Below are 16,839 nucleotides of genomic sequence, written 5' to 3' on the forward strand. Positions count from 1 at the left end.
ACGCTATGTAGTTCGTCTAGATCTTTGTTTTTGAGGGAAATACACCCCCTGCAGAGGAATTAATAATCAAATAGGAATAGGAACGAAAACTAAAATGATCAAAGACCGATATTTTTGATACTATCGCGAGGGTTTTCGCTGCGGATATCGCGAATTTTTTCATAGTATTCTTTTTCCTCCCCAGTAAGTTGTTTGGGAATAGCAATCATAATTTTTACTAGTTGATCTGTCCTGTTTCCTTTAGGAGAAGACCAACCTTTTCCTCGTAGACGTAATACTTGACCAGAGGCAATTCCTGGGGGAACTTTCATGCTCACCGAACCATCAGGAGTAGGAACACTAATAGATGTACCCAAGACAGCTTCATCAGGAGCAATGGGTACTTCACAAACTAAGTTATCTCCCTCAAAATAAAAGAAAGAATGGGGTGTTAAGTTGACATTGAGATACAAATCACCCCTAGATTGACCGTATCCTGCTTGTCCTTTTCCTGCTAGTCGAATTTTAGTACCTGGTTTTGCTCCTGCGGGAATACGAACTTCCACTACCTCTGAACCCAAATTAATTCTTTTCGTCGTACCTTTAAATGCTTCTAAAAAACTAAGACTAATACTAGCTTCGCTGTTGGCTGCTTGTTGAGTTGTAGTGTTAACGTCTTGGAAATTACTGCTAAAATTGCTTTTTTTAGAAGTTTGATACGAATAATTTTGCGAATTGTCATTGCTAGTTTCGGGAGTAGAAAACCGTCCTAAAAGCTCGTTAATAAATTCCTCAAAATTACCGTATTGACTAAAGTCAGTACTGCTAAAATCAACCTTAGTATTATTACTCGTGTAAGTATTGCTTGTATAGGTATTGCTATTAGAATACCCACTAGAAGGACTTTGTTGCCAATACTGTCCAAAGTTATCGTATTGCGATCGCTTATCACTATCTCCTAGAACTTCATAAGCTTCGCTAAGTTCTTTGAATTTTGCTTCGGCTGCTTTGTTTCCCTGATTGCGATCGGGATGATATTTTAATGCTTGTTTGCGAAATTGCTTTTTAATTTCATCTGCACTTGCTGTTTTAGAAACTCCTAAAATAGCGTAGTAATCTTTAAATTCTGTAGAAGCCATTGAGGACTATCTCCTAAACAAGTTTTTCAGCTTAGATACCCTTGGTACTAAAAAAATAATAATTTTAATAATCTTATTTAAAGTTTAACCTTATATTTACAAAATATTTATAGTTGAAGTTAGTTAACCATGATCGATCTAAGAAGGGGTATCACAATCGATCGACTGCGACACCCCCAGTAAAATATTGCAACGATAGTTTTGCTTTATTGGTACTTATTTATTTTTTTCAAAATTAACTTGATAAAAAGTTGACGACAATCTATCTAAAAAATTTTAGATAATTGTGTTGTCAGCAATACTTGCATTTTTCAAAACAACCACAATACCACTACGAATATAGAAGCCTTCATCTTCTCTTTGAGATTCTTCGACTCGATCTTTGTTGATAATCTGGACATTACGACCAATACGAGCATTTTTGTCGACAATGGCATGACGCACTGTCGTCCCTTCTCCTATTCCGACAGGAATTCCACCCTGTTGCGAACCTGATTGTCTTTCGGCAAAAGGTTCGTAAAAATCTGCTCCCATCAGCAAACTATCTTCAATGGTGCAGTTAGCTTCTATACGAGTTCGAACTCCAATTACAGAATGATTTACCTTGCATTGTTTGAGAATGCATCCCTCACCAATCATAGACTCGCTTACCTGACAATCAAGAAGCTTGGTAGGAGGTAAATATCTAGAACGGGTATAAATCGGAGATTTTTCATCATAGAAGCTAAAATCGGGATGGGGCTGCTTGGTAAGAGCCAAATTTGCTTCATAGAAGGATTCAATCGTTCCAATATCTTCCCAATAACCTTTAAACAGGTATGCTTGAAGATTGTGATCTTTGGCTGCTCCAGGAATGACCTCATTGCCAAAGTCAGTTTGATCTGCATTCTTTTCTAGTAAGTTGATTAAAACATCCTTCTTAAAGACATAAATCCCCATAGAGGCTATGTAAGGACTTTGGGTGGCTTTTTCTGGTGTCAGACCCAATACGGTGGTATCAACCTGCATTTTTTTGAGGTCTTCCCCTTTAGGTTTTTCAGCAAAGTCAATAATTCGACCTTGACTATCAATTTTCATTAAGCCAAAGCTAGATGCTCTCTTATCGTCGATTGGCACTACAGACAAAGTAATATCCGCTTTGGTTTCCCGATGATGGTGAATAAACTTACTGTAGTCCATGCGATAAAGATGGTCGCCAGAAAGAATAATAATTTCATCGACATCCCACGCTTTGATGGAGTCAATATACTGACGTACGGCGTCAGCAGTACCTTGAAACCAACCTGAATTGTCTTTAGTTTGTTGTGCTGATAATACTTCTACAAACCCTTCTCTAAATCCAGAAAAATTATAACTGCGATTTAGATGTCGATTAAGAGAAGCCGAATTAAATTGAGTCAGGACATAAATTTTGAGAATCTCTGAATTTATGCAATTACTGACAGGAATGTCTATTAAACGATATTTACTGGCTAGAGGTACTGCTGGCTTTGCCCTTAATTTGGTAAGGGGATACAAACGAGTACCTGCTCCGCCTCCGAGAATGATACCTAATACTCTTTTCACTTCTTAAAACCTCGAAATGTGGCTGTGCCTCTCAAAATAAAGTTTATCTGAATGAGGGACAGATTCAGCAAAATCGATAGGAAAAGACCGAGGTTTGCTAAAGTATTAAAAGTATGCAATGCGAGCGATCGCTTTGTTTTCTGTAGAATTTCCTCTTACTATAAATTTTAAAAATACTTGTATTTGATATGTCATCGCCAGAAACTTCTTTACCACCAAAACTTGCTAAGATCGTCGCTCGCTTTCAACGTCGTTCTAATCCCAAGCAAAAATACGAGCAGTTGCTTTGGTATGCTAAGAATTTACCAGAGATGCCAGCATCAGCGAAAACCGAAGAGAATAAAGTTAAAGGATGCGTTTCTCAAGTACACATAACAGCCGAGTTAGAAAACGGCAAAGTTTTATATCAAGGTGATTCTGATGCTCAATTGGTAAAAGGATTAGTGGGATTTTTGATCGAAGGTCTGAACGCCCTCCCCCCAGAAGAAATTGTTCGAGTAGAACCCGATTTTATTGAAGATACAGGTTTAAAAGTCAGCCTTACTCCTTCTCGTGCTAATGGCTTTTTTAATATTTTCCAGATGATGAAGCAGAAAGCTTTAAAATTTCATTTAGAAGCTTTAGAAAAATAAATGTTGTGCCGTAATTTGTTGGCATTTTCACTTATTCTTGTGAGTCTTGTTCTGTTTCTTTTTGAGAAATAACTCGGGTACAACACCAATCAGTGGGTAAAGCAGACGGCCATCCCATACGAAGAGCTTCAGGGCAAATGGTCATTACCGTTAATTGACAATCAATTAGTTGAAATCCTTCCTTTTTACATTGCTTCAAACTGTGTTTTAAAATAGTATCATCCCTAAATTCGATGGTATTGTTGCATTGAATACAAACTACGTGATGATGATGGTGGGGATAGGGCTGATTTAACTCATAATGCTTGTGTCCTTCTGCCAATTCTAGCTCCCGCAAAATACCCATCCGCGCCATCAGTTTGACGCTACGATAAATTGTAGACAAACTAATTGATTCTCCTCGTTTTTCCACAACAGCGTGTAGTTCTTCGGCACTGAGGTGATTACCTTTAGGCAAGTTCTGAAATACATGCAGAATTTTTTCTCTTTGAGGAGTCATACGCCAACCTCTAGAGTTGAGTTCGGCTTTTAGGGAAGATGCCGTATAGTTAGCCATACCAATCTTTTATCAATTATTTTTGCTTATTGACAATAATAAGTTTTTTGAGCAACCTTTGCAATAAAGTTTAGTTACAGAATAAATATTGATTAATGATTAATTAAGACTATTAAGTTTTATGGTAACAATGCGATCGCTTTAATCTGAGAAATTAGCGATCGCATTTTAAAGTAAAACCAATATATTTACTATATTTACACTCTATACTTTTGCGATCGTCATACAAGAAAAGTTATTACAATTCAAATACATAAAACACTGCTTCTCCATCATTTTCCATTGAAAAATGAGACAAATTATTATCAATATAATTTATTTCATTGAGATCGGAAGTATATAGATGACTACCTGATTGACCATTTAACATGCGATATACAGGTAAAGTCTCAAAGTTTTCCAATGGCGAGTCAAAAGCATAGAATTTTGCTCCTTCAAAAGTATAATTATTCAAATTATCGATGATATTATTTTTTTCCTCTTCATCGATGGTATACAAATGCTCTCCTGTATCAGTATTGAAGAAGCGATAAATAGGTTTGACTCCCTCTATAGTTTCTCCCGTCAAAAGATCTTTATCATCTGTTAAGACTGTAAATTTCTCGTATTCATATTGATACTCATAACCTTCTCTAGCAGCAGCACCTCTTCCGTTAATCACTTGGATTTCTGATTCGTCAGAAGTATACAAATGATATCCTTTCTCATATTGATAAAAGCGATGCAAACTGTCTGTCGGCATTAAGCTAAAAGTACCTACATCTGGCTCTCCATCAATTACAGAAAAAACAAATCTTCCTGGGGAATTGATATTAGTACCCGCTTCTAAATTTAATAGCATTTCCAAATTATTAGAAAATGGCAGTTCCAAGAAATCGCTACCATTACCAGCAGAAAGACCGACGCGAGCATAAACATCTTCAGATGCACCACCAACAGTCCACTGAATTTCTTCATAGCGAAATTCAATTTTAAAGTTCTGGTTGCCTAAGTCTTTTAAAATAAGTTGAAAAGCATTAGGAGTAGTTTGATTAGAAAATTTACCTACATCATCCCAGGTAATAGTAATAGCATCCGCTTCGGTATCGAAGTCATAATAAACTAGATTTGTTCCCGTAGAATTACCGCCTTCTGAAGTTTCAATATTATCTTCTCTGGTATCAACATCAGCAAAGAAAGGGGCAATGATTTTATAGGAAGTTAGGTCAGTAGGAGTAAAAGTTGCTAGGGAACTATCGAAAGTGATGTTGCCATTATTATTAATATAAAAACCCTGGTATATATCACCAAAGAAATTAATACCATCTTCAAATATTGAAGTTATATTGATAAAGCTTGACGAACCATCATCATTTCGTTCGATAAAGTCTTCTCCAAATCCAGATTCGCCTCCCAAACCATTAATTAAATTGGTAAAGGATTGTTCGATTTCTATTGCTCGACCGTTGATAGTTACTATTGCAGTATCGTCTTCATTTTGTAGTTGTTGAAGTTCGGTATTTGTTGGGTCTTCTTCTAATACCAATGCAGCAAAAATTGCGCCTTCATCTCCAGAAGAATCGTCAAGATTTAACTGACTATCAACAAAGTGTCCGTATTCTTCTAAGAGAACATTGGTAACAACATCTGGATTATTTTGGTTTGATGCTAAAAACTCTTGGGCTAAATAAATTGTGCTATTTTCTTGGGCAAAAGCACCACGAGCGTAATTAATCTCAGCACTGTTAACAACTTCTATTTCAGGAAAAACAAACTCTCCATCGACCCAGGATGTTTGTAGCGAATCTACGGCAATATTATTTCCAAATGCCAGTTGTAAATCTGTATCAAAGCTGGGAGAAACTGCGAATTGCTGTAATGAATTTTGGGCGAGAATTTTAGTCAGGCCTAGCTGAAAGGAATGAGTTTCATTACTATCATCAGAGTCGAAGGGTAAAGAGCTATATCGATCTTGCATTTTATTATGTTCTGAGATCTGCATCTTTATCATTCCCAGAAACAAAATGAAATCGATCGCATTTATAGCTCTCCATCCAACACATTGTCTTTAATTCTTTATTTGACTGTCCCATTCATTAGCAGCATCTTTAACAGCTTTTTCCACGGTTTTTTCATTTAGCATCGCAGCTTGTAAGTTTTCATAAATTGCTTTTTGTAAAATTGGCAAATCTTCCCGAACGGGAACGAGAACTTCGGCATCTTTTAGCTGTGTTGCGCTAACTTTTTTGGCTTGTTCTTTTAAATTAGTTTGTGGTTGTTGTTCGATATCTTTGATATATTGTTCTACTGCATCAACCGTTGAGGGTAGAACGCTAGATGCTTTAGCAAAAGCCAACTGATTCTTAGTATTGGTAACATACAAAGCATAATCAAGAGCTTGCTGGGATTTTTCAGTATCGCGAGGAATGACTAGATTCATGACCGCCACACTCTTTTTACCTGTTGTTCCACTTATTTGCGGTGCTACTTGAGAAACTTCAGCTATTGTCGGTGCATTATTGTTAATGCTATCAACAAACTCTGCACCAGAAGATAATAAAGCAGTTTCCCCCATCTGATATAATTCAATCCCATAACGATGACCTTGAGTTAGTACCTCTGGAGGTATTAATTCTTGTTGATACAAATCTACCCAATACTGAAAAGCTGCTTTACCTTCTGTCGTATCAAAAGCTGCTCGACCCGACTCATCGATTAAATTTACACCCATCTTCACCAAAGATTCTAAAACATCTCCCGAGTCATTGGGTACAAAACTAATAAAAAAGGCATACTTACCTGTTTTTTCTTTGATGATTTTAGCCGCAGCAGCCAATTCTTGATAGGTTTGGGGTGGTTGTTGGATACCTGCTGTATTTAATAAGGTTTTGTTGTATATAGTGATGGTAGTGGTCAAATACCAAGGAAGACCAAAAGTGCGATCGCTACATTTATTTTCTTGACAGACTTCAATCGTACTGGCTTGCCAAATTTTGGGCAAGTAGGTTGCTTTAACTTCGGGTCTAACCACCTCGTCTAAGTTCAGCCAAGCATTACGGGCTGCCAACTGAGAAGCAAACTTAGGATTGAGATTAACTACATCTGGTGCAGTTTTAGCCGAGATAGAAGTCAAAATTTTATTTTCCATTGCCGACCAAGGAACATCTACCCAACGTAATTTTACAGTTTGATTTTGAGTTTCAAAATTAGTATTGAGATCGGCAAAATAATTAGTGAAATTTGGCTTTAGTTGCATTGTCCAAAATTCCAGACTATCTGTATTATCTTTTTGTTGAGGATTACAGCCTGAAAGAGAGCTTAGAATTATGGCGATCGAGAAATAAAAGCTAAATTGCTTACTGAAAATAGTTTGATTCATTGCTTGGTATGAGATAAAGCATAAAACAAACCATATTACTTATAAGGAAAAATGGCAATACAAACTACTTCTAGGTAGGTAAACATAGAGTTTTTAATTGTCAGCGATCTACAATTCAGCATTTCTTTTTTTCTGACTGATAACTAAATGCCAGTAAGAATCAATCTATGGACTATTTTAATAGCATTTATTGTATACGTATTTTTAACTATTGCTTTATATATAGATCTGTTTTTTTTCGGTACATGCACTTACTTTAAAATTCATTTATAGCAGCTACAATGTCCAATGTAACCAGTATATTGTCGATTAGATTCGACTACTTGTTAACTTACGATTTAATATTTGGCAAGTAGATAGTACCTCGAACAAATATTATCTACGTTTGAAAATTGTCATACAAAATGATTTGTTTAAAAAGCGTGCCAAATAAACAAAATGTCGTATTGTCATATCTAAGGTTGAGGTGCATTTTTTGGAAATATTACTTAGGACAGGGATATGCTAAACAACTTAACTAATATCTTTGCTAAGAAAGGAGAAAATATTGGAATTGAAATTAATTCACAAAAAATAAATATTGCTCAAATATCTAAAAATGGTCAGCAATATAAATTACTGAAAAATGTTTCGGCTGACATTCCTCGCGGAGTGTATCAAGATGGTCAAATTGTTGACTCTTTGAGTTTATCAGAATTGATTAAAGATACTCTCAAAGCCAATAAAATCAGTGCCAAAAAAGTATCTACTGCTGTACCGATGAGAGAAGCAATTATTCGTGTAATTCCCGTTCCTGCGGAATTGGATGAAAACGAATTAAAAGATATGGTTTTAGTGCATGAAGCAGGAATGTATCTTCCTTATCCTAGAGAAGAAGTAGATTTAGACTACGCTAAATTAGGCTACTTCATGGATGAAGATGGTATCGAAAAAGTCAATGTTTTATTAGTTGCAACCAAAAAAGAAGTAACAGATCTTTATAATGAAATCTTTCAGCAAGCCGATCTGCAAATGGAAGTTCTGGAAATCAATAGTTTTGCTCTAATTAGAACTATCAGAGAGCAATTACGACAGTTTGGCTCAAAAGAAGCTGTAGTGCTAGTTGATGTCGAATTTGATAGTACAGAAATTGCCATTGTGGTAGAGGGAGTTCCTCAATTTTCGAGGACTGTACCGATTGGTACATATCAAATGCGTTCTGCATTTTCTGAAGCTATGGGTTTGCCTAATACTGGAGAAACAGAATTACTCCACGATATGGATATTATTGATGGGTTGAGTGATTCGGGAGATATCGATTCATCGCAAATTGAATCGGGCAAACTAGCTTTAATGAAAATTCTTGAAGAATTAACAGAAGAATTGAGCCGTTCAATTAACTTTTATATTAATCAAAGTGAAGATCTAGAGATAGCTCAATTACTCTTGGCTGGACCTGGTGCGGGAATTAGTCAAGTGGATGAATTTTTTACTCAAAAACTGAATTTACCCACGATGAAAATAGATCCGATTACAACTCTTGGTTTAGATATTAGTCAAGATATTGCTCCTGAATATCGTCCTGGATTAGGCATCGTTTTGGGCTTAGGAATGCGAGATATTTAAACTTGGTTGTAGCATTTGTCTATTTGATATTTTATAGAACCAATATTTAGACTCCCAAAAAATGCTCATTATTCTTAAAATTGGTATGACTTTATGTATAACTTAGATATTAATTTTCTTAGGGATAGAGGACTAGCACAATCAACCGAAGTTAGTGATAGTTTTGTCCAGAAGAAAGAGCCTAGTATTGTAGACAAGATACCCATTGCTGTGGGTGTACTAGTAGCGTTGATAGCATCAATAAGTACTTTTGTTCATCTACAAGGAGTTAATGCTAAAACTACTGGTGTAGAAGAAGATATAAAAAGAATTGAAAGTGAAATTGCCGACTTAGGCAATCAAAACAAAAAAATTGAAGCTGCCAACGAAGAAATTCAAAAAATAGAGCAAGAAACATCTGCATTAATTGGGGTATTTGAAAAAATTAAACCCTGGGCAGCTATTATGCAAGAAGTAAGCGATCGCACTCCTCCTGGAGTCCAGGTAGACTCAATTGAGCAAAGCGGTTCGGGAAGTGCCACAGGAATCAATTTATCAGGTACGGCTCGTTCTTATTCTGATGTTAATGATTTTATTTTGTTCCTTCAGAGATCGCCTTTCTTTGATGCCAAAAAAATTCAGTTGAATACTGCTGGTACTGCTGATTTCCAAGTAGAAATAGAAAACGAAGACATTCTACCAGAGAATGCTTCTTTTGAAGTTCCCCAAGGAATTAAATATAAAATTTCTACTCAACTGAAAAATGTACCTACTTCTAAACTAATTGAAGAAATTAACAAAAAAGGTTCAACTGGTTTGGTAACTAGACTCAAAATATTAGAACAGAAAGGAGCAATTTTAAAATGACCTTTGCTGATGATTTTGCAACGGAAGAACAGAGTTTAGAAGGAGATTATCCTTCTGCATTTGGAATTACATTCACTCCCACCATTTTGGGTCTTGCCATAGCAGTAGCAGGCATTGCTTTGGCGGGATATGGATTTATTAATTATGTTAAACCTGCCCAAGAAAAATACTCCCAGGCATCAATTAAAAAAGAAGAACTGCAAGGTCAGCTAAATAAAATAAAAACAGGAGATTTGCAGCTAAAATTGGCTCAATTACAATCGGATTTAGCTGCCCAACAGGTCTTAAAATCTCGCGTTTTATCTATGTTTACCAGCGAACAAGATTTAGATACTTTGCTGATAGATGTAGATAGTTTCATTGCTGTCAATCAAGCAAATTTAATTCAATATCAACCTGATAGTAATGCAAGTACTATTGATGATGCTTCTTTGGGTTCTGAGGTACAAGGAAAACTAAAACGCAAAGGAATTTCTTTGACAATTGAAGGTACTTTTACTGAAACCAAGCAAATATTGCAAGATTTGGAACGCTTGCAACCATTGCTAATGATCCAAAGTATTAGTTCGACAGTAGACGAACAACCAACTGCTATTTTTGCTAGCAACAACACTGAAATTCTTCCTAAAAAGCAAGCAGAACTAAAAACCCAAATCAAGCTAGATGCTATTTTACCTTCTAGTGAAGCCGAACTAGAAAGAGCCAAAAAAGCTGACGAACAAGCTGAAATGGAAGAAAGTTCTAAACGTAAAAGTAGACGCAAAAATCGAGAAAAATAGCCACAAAGAATCTTATTTTACTAACTAATATTAGTTCTACTAAGAATATATTTACTAACAATATAGGTTGAGGATTAAACAGTGAAAAACTATTGCGATCGCCTTGGATTTTTAACCGCACTAACGGTTATGTTAACAGCTGCTCCATCAATAGCAGCAGAACGAAATATTACAGATATTGAGCTAGAGAAAAATAACAATCAACTAGAGTTAAAATTATCCTCAGATAAAAAATCTAATGGGAAAGCTTCTTTCTTTACTCTCCGCAAAGGTAATATGATCGAAGCTAATTTACTGAACACTAATCTAAAATTACCAGAAGGCGATTCTTTCAAGCAAGTAAATCCTCTGCCTGGAATTAAAGCAGTAGAAATTAATCAGGTTGACCAAGAACATACTCAAATTTTAATTTCTACCGAATCAGATACGCCCATAGAGCATTTGTTGGAAGAAAAAGGCGATCGCTTAATCCTTAGTCTAAACCGCGTTACTAAAGCTCAAACTTTTCAACGAGAAGTTAAAGAACTTAGCGATCGAGCAGTGACCAATATCAAGCAGACTTACAAATCCGCCCTAAATCAGAAAAAAACCAAAGATAACGAAAAATCGGAGATCGTTTCTAGTAAAAATAATTCAAGCAATTCTGATGTTTTAATTCCTAATCCAGAAATCGTCATTAACGATAATCGAGTTGACGATATCAAGGAAAAAATATTTCAAGCCCAAGATTCTGGTTCTGAAGCTACCCTACCACGAGCTGTTGCACCTCCTGTAGGAGATATGGCTGTTTCCAACATCAGCACGATGCCTGATATGGTAGATTTAAGCTCCAGAGCTTTAGTTCCCCGTCTGGTTCTGCGAGATGCGCCAGTTAGGGAAGTATTATCTCTCTTAGCCCGTTCTGCTAACTTAAATATCGTATTTGCTACTGACGAACAAAAAGATAGTAAAAATAATGAAGAAACAGGACCTACTATTTCTCTAGATTTAGAAAATCAACCCGTACAAGAGGTATTTAATTCCGTTCTTCTGGTTTCTGGTTTAAATGCCAACCGAAGAGGAAATTTGATCTATGTTGGAGAAAAACTACCCTCACAAGCACGCAACCTAATTAGCCGTACTGTTCGTTTGAATCAAGTAGCAGCAGAAAATGCAGCGTTATATTTAGCCAGTCAAGGGGCGAAAGGCAAAAGACTAACCAACGAAGTTGAGGAAATTATCGATGCAGAAACTGGCAAAGTTACTCAAAGAAACGAAACCAGCCCAGAATTAAGCGATCTTGATGGTGGTAGCGATGATGAAACTGGTACTGACGCTCTACTATTGAGAGGATTACAAGTTGCTACTGATTCTAGACTAAATGCAATTACTTTGGTAGGTGAACCTCGTAAAGTGGAAGTGGCAACAGCTATGCTAACTCAGTTGGATGCTCGCCGTCGTCAGGTTGCAGTCAATGTCAAAGTACTAGATGTTAACTTAATCAACGAAGATTTCTTTAATAGTAGTTTTTCCTTCGGTATTAATGATAGTTTCTTTGTCAATGACAATGGTTCGGCTGCTTTGAGATTTGGTGATTCTGCTCCCCCTACAACAGGTGAATTCAATAGTCCTGAAGGCAGAGTGTCTAGTCCACCTGTGATTAATAATCCATTTGCTGGTGCAAATACATTCATCGATTTGAATAGTACTTTTGGTATTCCTGGTACTACTCCTGGTTTGGTTGATAATGGTGCTGTTATCCAAGGGCAAGGAACAGGAAGATTTTTCAATCGAAATGCTGGTATTAGTAGCAATCCATTCTCCGCTGGCTTAACTGATTTTACTAGAGCTACGTTTGATGTTATTGAAACACAAGATGGAGAAAGTACCTTTACGGCAGGAACAGATGGTACTGCCACATCAAGCTTGCCTGGACTTTTTCAATACCCTGATAAATTTTTGGCTCAGTTAGAAGCTCGTGTCACTAATGGTAATGCTAAAATTCTCACCGATCCCACTTTAATGGTGCAAGAAGGACAACAAGCCAGTGTCAAGCTGACTCAAAGAATCATTGCCAGTATCAAAACTAGCGTCGATCAGGAAACTGGAATTAGAACTAATGAACCAGTATTTGATGATGCTGGTGTAGTTTTAACTGTCAATGTAGAAAGAGTTGATGATAATGGATTTGTTTCGATGTCTGTAAGCCCAAGAGTTACAGCAGTTGGAACGGTAATAGATTTTGAAAGCTCTACTGGTGTTACTAATCCTATAAGTTTATTAACGGAAAGAGAGCTTAATTCTGGTTTAGTACGTTTGCGAGATGGTCAGACTCTAATTTTATCGGGAATTATTCAAGATCAAGAACGTACAATTACTTCCAAAGTTCCTATTTTGGGAGATCTTCCTTTGTTGGGTTCGTTGTTCAGAAGTACAGACAAAGGTACTGAAAGGGCTGAAGTAATAGTTTTGTTAACTCCTGAAGTAGTTGAACAGGATGCGGGAGTTGCCAGCAACTTTTCTCCTAGCAAAGAAAGCCGTGAAATCCTTCATAGAGAAGGGGTTGGTCTACTTGGCAACTAGTCAATTTATCTTGTTTTGTGGCTTTATTTTGACAGTCGAAATCGAAAAAATTGTTGAAATCTATATAAATTAACGCTTTCAACGATCCATATTTGCCATGTAGAGCTTAGAATAAGGCAGTCACAAATTATTGTGACTGTTGAAGAAAAACTATAGTCTATAAAAATATTGTGGGTTTTTAGAACTCAGATGCTATAAATTAGGCTGGTTAAATCATTTTTCAATTCTTCGTTCTAATTGATCGAAAACAAAATACACACAAGCCACAAAAAAATACAAGAAGGAGACCATGTCAATGAATAAAGGTGAACTAGTCGATCGCATTTCTCAAAAAGCGACTGTAACTAAAAAACAAGCTGATGCTGTATTATCCGCAGCTATCGAAACCATCATGGAAGCTGTATCCGAAGGAGATAAAGTAACTTTGGTTGGTTTTGGTTCTTTTGAACGTCGCGATCGCAAGGAAAGAGAAGGACGCAATCCTAAAACTGGAGAAAAAATGTCTATTCCCGCTACTAAAGTACCTGCATTCTCCGCAGGTAAACTATTTAAAGAAAAAGTAGCACCTAAAAAATAGTTTTCGAGTCATTTAAGAGAGCTTGAAAAGACCACAACACGGTGGAAATTTGAATTGGGCAGCCACAATTGCTGGTTGTCCAGTTTCTGCTTTAATGGATTTTTCTGCCAGCATCAACCCTCTGGGTATGCCTCAAAGCGCGATCGCTGCCATAATTAAAAATACTAGCAATTTACAAGCATATCCCGATCCCAGTTATTCTCAATTGCGATCGCACCTTGCCCGACACCACCAAATCGATCCCGCATTTATTTTGCCTGGCAATGGTTCGGCAGAATTGTTAACTTGGGCGGGAAGAGAATTAGCGCAACAAAATTTTACCTATTTAATTACTCCAGCTTTCAGCGACTATACCAGGGCATTAAATACTTTTGAGGCTCAAATAATCGATTGTCCCTTAAATTTAATAGTTCCCAGTCTCCCAGTCCCTCAGTCTCCCCATCCGAATTCTGGATTACTCCTGAATAATCCCCACAACCCCACGGGGAAATTATGGACGAGAGAGGCGATATTACCCTATTTAGATGAATTTGACTTAGTGGTGATTGATGAAGCCTTTATGGACTTTTTAACGCCTTCTCAAGAGCAAAGCTTGATTCCGATGGTGGAACAGTATCCTAATTTGGTGATTTTACGCTCTTTAACTAAGTTTTATAGTATGGCTGGATTGCGCATTGGTTATGCGATCGCCCACCCAGATAGATTGCAAAGATGGTATGGTTGGCGCGATCCTTGGTCGGTTAATGTTTTAGCCGAAGCAGCAACCATTGCAGCTATTCAAGACGAAGAATTTCAACAACGAACTTGGAATTGGTTGGAGTCGGCGCGATCGCGACTGTACGATCAACTACGGGCTATTCCAGGGTTAAAACCCCTAAAAGGCGCAACAAATTATCTTCTGGTGAAGACGGAAACTTCTGCCACGCAATTACAGGAAAAATTATTAACCCAACATCAAATTGTCATTCGAGACTGTATGAGTTTTCCCGAATTAGGCGATCGCTATTTTCGTATTGCAGTAAGATTACCAGCAGAAAACGATCGCTTAATACAAGCAATATCTGCCGTACTTAGTTCAGATTAACTACCAGTTATCAAATTGTTGAGAAAATTGATCGAGAGACAATAGTTTTATTCGAGAATCTTGATTGGCAAGATGGCGATCGCTTTCTAGGTTATAACCCCAATCTGCGAGAAATAAATTAATAAAATCTAGATCGGATTGTTGGGCTACTTGTTGTAGGGCTTTGATGCGATCTTCGACAAAAAAAATACTGGGATCTGAAGCTATTTTATGGCGATCGCGAATAATCCTCAAGGTTTCATATTTGGGACGCTTACTTTCTTTACCAATTATTTGAGAAACAGCCAAATTTATCCCTTGTTGTGCCAGTAATTGCTTAACAAAACGTCCTTCTTTAGTGGTAACAATATATAACTCCACATCAGAATTAATTATTTGTTGCAGACGTTCGATAATGCCAGGATAAAAACGATGTAAACCTAACCATTCATCTAAGTCATTTCTAATCCAGCTATCTCTAACGCCATCTAGCTGCTGTACTACATTTTGTTTCTCTAAACCCTCAGACTCTAATATCTCTAGAGAAACACTTTTCCAGTCATCTAAAATTTCAGCTTCTTTAATTCCTAATACTAACGCCCGTAACAAAATCGGCATTTCCCAGCCAGTCTCAATTACAGGGCGCAAGGGGTAAAAATTAGGTGCGAGGCTGTCATCGATTTCTGACGACCAAATTTGTTGGTAAGCACGTTTAGTACTAGCGAAATACTCAATCAAGCCATCGCAGATTACGCCATCGAAGTCCAAAGCCAGAATGTTAGGTTGCATAGGATAAAAAAAAGTTGGAGATTTGCTACTTGCTACTTAATCAAAGCCTTTCAATTTGATTATTTTAGTTTTCAATTCCTCTGTCATTGCTAATAAATCTTTTTGAGCGATCGCTTGTTGTTCTCCTGAAGCTAGCCATTTTAAATTAACAGTATTATTTTCTGCTTCAGCATCGCCTAAAACTAAGCAAGCAACTGCCCCACTGCGATTCCCTCTTTTGAACTGTTTGCCGAAGGCACTACCGCTTAAATCGAGTTCTACAGCCAATCCAGTTTGACGTAATTGTTGGGCGAGTAATAAACTTTGGGCTTCGGCTGCTTCTCCACGAGACACGAGATAAAGATCGGGAGTATTAATCGGGTTGGAGGATAATTTTTGTAGCAAGATGACTAGTCTTTCCATACCAATTGCCCAGCCCACTGCTTGGGTTTCAGGACCACCTAATTCCTTCACCAGACCATCATAGCGTCCGCCACCGCATACTGTTGCTTGCGCGCCCAAGTCATTAGATTTGATTTCAAAGGCTGTGTGGGTATAGTAATCTAGCCCCCTAACAAGACAGTGATTGATTTGATATTCAATATTTAGGTCGGTCAACAACTGCAATACGATATCAAAGTGTTTTTTGGATTCTGGACTCAAACTATCGATAATTTTGGGGGCGTTTTGGGCGATTTCTTGAGTTTTGGTATCTTTACTGTCCAAAATTCTTAAAGGGCTGCGAGTCAAACGATCTTTAGAATCTTCATCCAGATCGTTTTTATAAGGTTCTAAATAATCGACCAATACTTGGCGATATTTAGTACGATCTTCTTGATTACCAACAGAATTAATATCTAATTTCAGATCTTTTAATCCCAAAGCTTGCAAGATATCAATTGCCAAAGCAATAACTTCAGCATCCCCACGAGGCGCAGCGCAACCTAGCAACTCCAAACCTACTTGATGAAACTGTCTCTGACGACCAGCTTGAGGACGTTCGTAGCGAAACATTGGCCCAGTGTACCAAAGACGCTGTACTCCACCTTGAGCGTGAAGTTTGTTTTCAATATAAGCCCGAACTACTCCTGCTGTACCTTCTGGACGAAGAGTAATTGATTTGTTGCCACCTTTGCTATTAAAAGTGTACATTTCTTTACCCACCACATCGGTAGCTTCGCCAATACCACGCTCAAATAATGCGGTTTGCTCGAAAATTGGGGCGCGAATCTCTTGATATACGGCACGACCTAGTATTTCTCTAACGGTATCTTCAATTAACTGCCAGTAACCTATTTCCTCTGGCAGAATATCTCTCGTTCCTCTTAATGCTTGAATCATTTAATCATTTGTCATGGGTCGTTTGTCATTTATCATTTGTCTTGATATCGGTGTATCGATAACTAAAC

General features: G+C 37.2%; 14 protein-coding genes. 7 read left to right on the plus strand and 7 right to left on the minus strand.

What is annotated here, in order from left to right:
• Nucleotides 1-98: 98 nt before the first annotated feature.
• Together I4641_RS10295 and I4641_RS10300 are read right to left on the minus strand one after the other, a co-directional pair.
• Nucleotides 99-1,118 (minus strand): DnaJ C-terminal domain-containing protein, encoded by a 1,020-nt coding sequence (locus I4641_RS10295; RefSeq protein WP_229640430.1) that lies wholly within the window; start codon nucleotides 1,116-1,118, stop codon nucleotides 99-101.
• A 276-nt stretch (nucleotides 1,119-1,394) separates the two neighbouring features.
• Nucleotides 1,395-2,684 (minus strand): glucose-1-phosphate adenylyltransferase, encoded by a 1,290-nt coding sequence (locus tag I4641_RS10300; RefSeq protein WP_229640431.1) that lies wholly within the window; start codon nucleotides 2,682-2,684, stop codon nucleotides 1,395-1,397.
• Between the two features lie 188 nt (nucleotides 2,685-2,872).
• Here I4641_RS10300 and I4641_RS10305 point away from each other — a divergent pair, with 188 nt between their 5' ends.
• Nucleotides 2,873-3,316, plus strand: a complete 444-nt coding sequence (locus I4641_RS10305) for a SufE family protein (protein ID WP_229640432.1) — start codon at nucleotides 2,873-2,875, stop codon at nucleotides 3,314-3,316.
• 31 nt (nucleotides 3,317-3,347) lie between these two features.
• Here I4641_RS10305 and I4641_RS10310 read toward each other — a convergent pair whose 3' ends face one another.
• The 3 genes from I4641_RS10310 to I4641_RS10320 form a co-directional block, all read right to left on the minus strand.
• Nucleotides 3,348-3,872, minus strand: a complete 525-nt coding sequence (locus I4641_RS10310) for a ferric uptake regulation protein (protein ID WP_229640433.1) — start codon at nucleotides 3,870-3,872, stop codon at nucleotides 3,348-3,350.
• Between the two features lie 238 nt (nucleotides 3,873-4,110).
• Nucleotides 4,111-5,853, minus strand: a complete 1,743-nt coding sequence (locus I4641_RS10315; protein ID WP_229640434.1) for a nidogen-like domain-containing protein — start codon at nucleotides 5,851-5,853, stop codon at nucleotides 4,111-4,113.
• Between the two features lie 66 nt (nucleotides 5,854-5,919).
• Nucleotides 5,920-7,230 (minus strand): ABC transporter substrate-binding protein, encoded by a 1,311-nt coding sequence (locus tag I4641_RS10320; RefSeq protein WP_229640435.1) that lies wholly within the window; start codon nucleotides 7,228-7,230, stop codon nucleotides 5,920-5,922.
• A 501-nt stretch (nucleotides 7,231-7,731) separates the two neighbouring features.
• On the opposite strand from I4641_RS10320, the gene pilM reads away from it, so the two are divergent.
• The 6 genes from pilM to cobD all read left to right on the plus strand — a co-directional run bounded on the left by pilM (nucleotide 7,732) and on the right by cobD (nucleotide 14,683).
• Entirely contained in the window at nucleotides 7,732-8,835 is a 1,104-nt protein-coding gene (gene pilM / locus I4641_RS10325; RefSeq protein ID WP_229640436.1) for a type IV pilus assembly protein PilM, read from the plus strand.
• Nucleotides 8,836-8,928: 93 nt separating this feature from the next.
• Entirely contained in the window at nucleotides 8,929-9,681 is a 753-nt protein-coding gene (locus tag I4641_RS10330; RefSeq protein ID WP_229640437.1) for a PilN domain-containing protein, read from the plus strand.
• Nucleotides 9,678-10,460, plus strand: coding sequence for a type II and III secretion system protein (locus I4641_RS10335; protein WP_229640438.1), 783 nt, complete (start codon nucleotides 9,678-9,680; stop codon nucleotides 10,458-10,460). The genes I4641_RS10330 and I4641_RS10335 overlap by 4 nt, the downstream gene beginning before the upstream one ends.
• Before the next feature lie 81 nt (nucleotides 10,461-10,541).
• Nucleotides 10,542-13,022, plus strand: a complete 2,481-nt coding sequence (locus I4641_RS10340; RefSeq protein WP_229640439.1) for a secretin GspD/PilQ domain-containing protein — start codon at nucleotides 10,542-10,544, stop codon at nucleotides 13,020-13,022.
• 295 nt (nucleotides 13,023-13,317) lie between these two features.
• On the plus strand, nucleotides 13,318-13,599 hold the full coding sequence (gene hbs / locus I4641_RS10345; RefSeq protein WP_229640440.1) for a non-specific DNA-binding protein Hbs: 282 nt from the start codon (nucleotides 13,318-13,320) through the stop codon (nucleotides 13,597-13,599).
• A 22-nt stretch (nucleotides 13,600-13,621) separates the two neighbouring features.
• Nucleotides 13,622-14,683 (plus strand): threonine-phosphate decarboxylase CobD, encoded by a 1,062-nt coding sequence (cobD, locus tag I4641_RS10350; RefSeq protein WP_229640441.1) that lies wholly within the window; start codon nucleotides 13,622-13,624, stop codon nucleotides 14,681-14,683.
• Here the strand turns inward: cobD and I4641_RS10355 are convergent, their stop codons facing one another.
• The gene (locus I4641_RS10355; RefSeq protein ID WP_229640442.1) at nucleotides 14,684-15,451 is read right to left on the minus strand and encodes an HAD family hydrolase; all 768 of its coding nucleotides are present in this window, start codon (nucleotides 15,449-15,451) and stop codon (nucleotides 14,684-14,686) included.
• 36 nt (nucleotides 15,452-15,487) lie between these two features.
• The gene (hisS, locus tag I4641_RS10360; protein ID WP_229640443.1) at nucleotides 15,488-16,771 is read right to left on the minus strand and encodes a histidine--tRNA ligase; all 1,284 of its coding nucleotides are present in this window, start codon (nucleotides 16,769-16,771) and stop codon (nucleotides 15,488-15,490) included.
• Nucleotides 16,772-16,839 lie beyond the last annotated feature (68 nt).

This window comes from Waterburya agarophytonicola KI4 (assembly GCF_020640915.1).
GTDB lineage: Bacteria > Cyanobacteriota > Cyanobacteriia > Cyanobacteriales > Xenococcaceae > Waterburya > Waterburya agarophytonicola.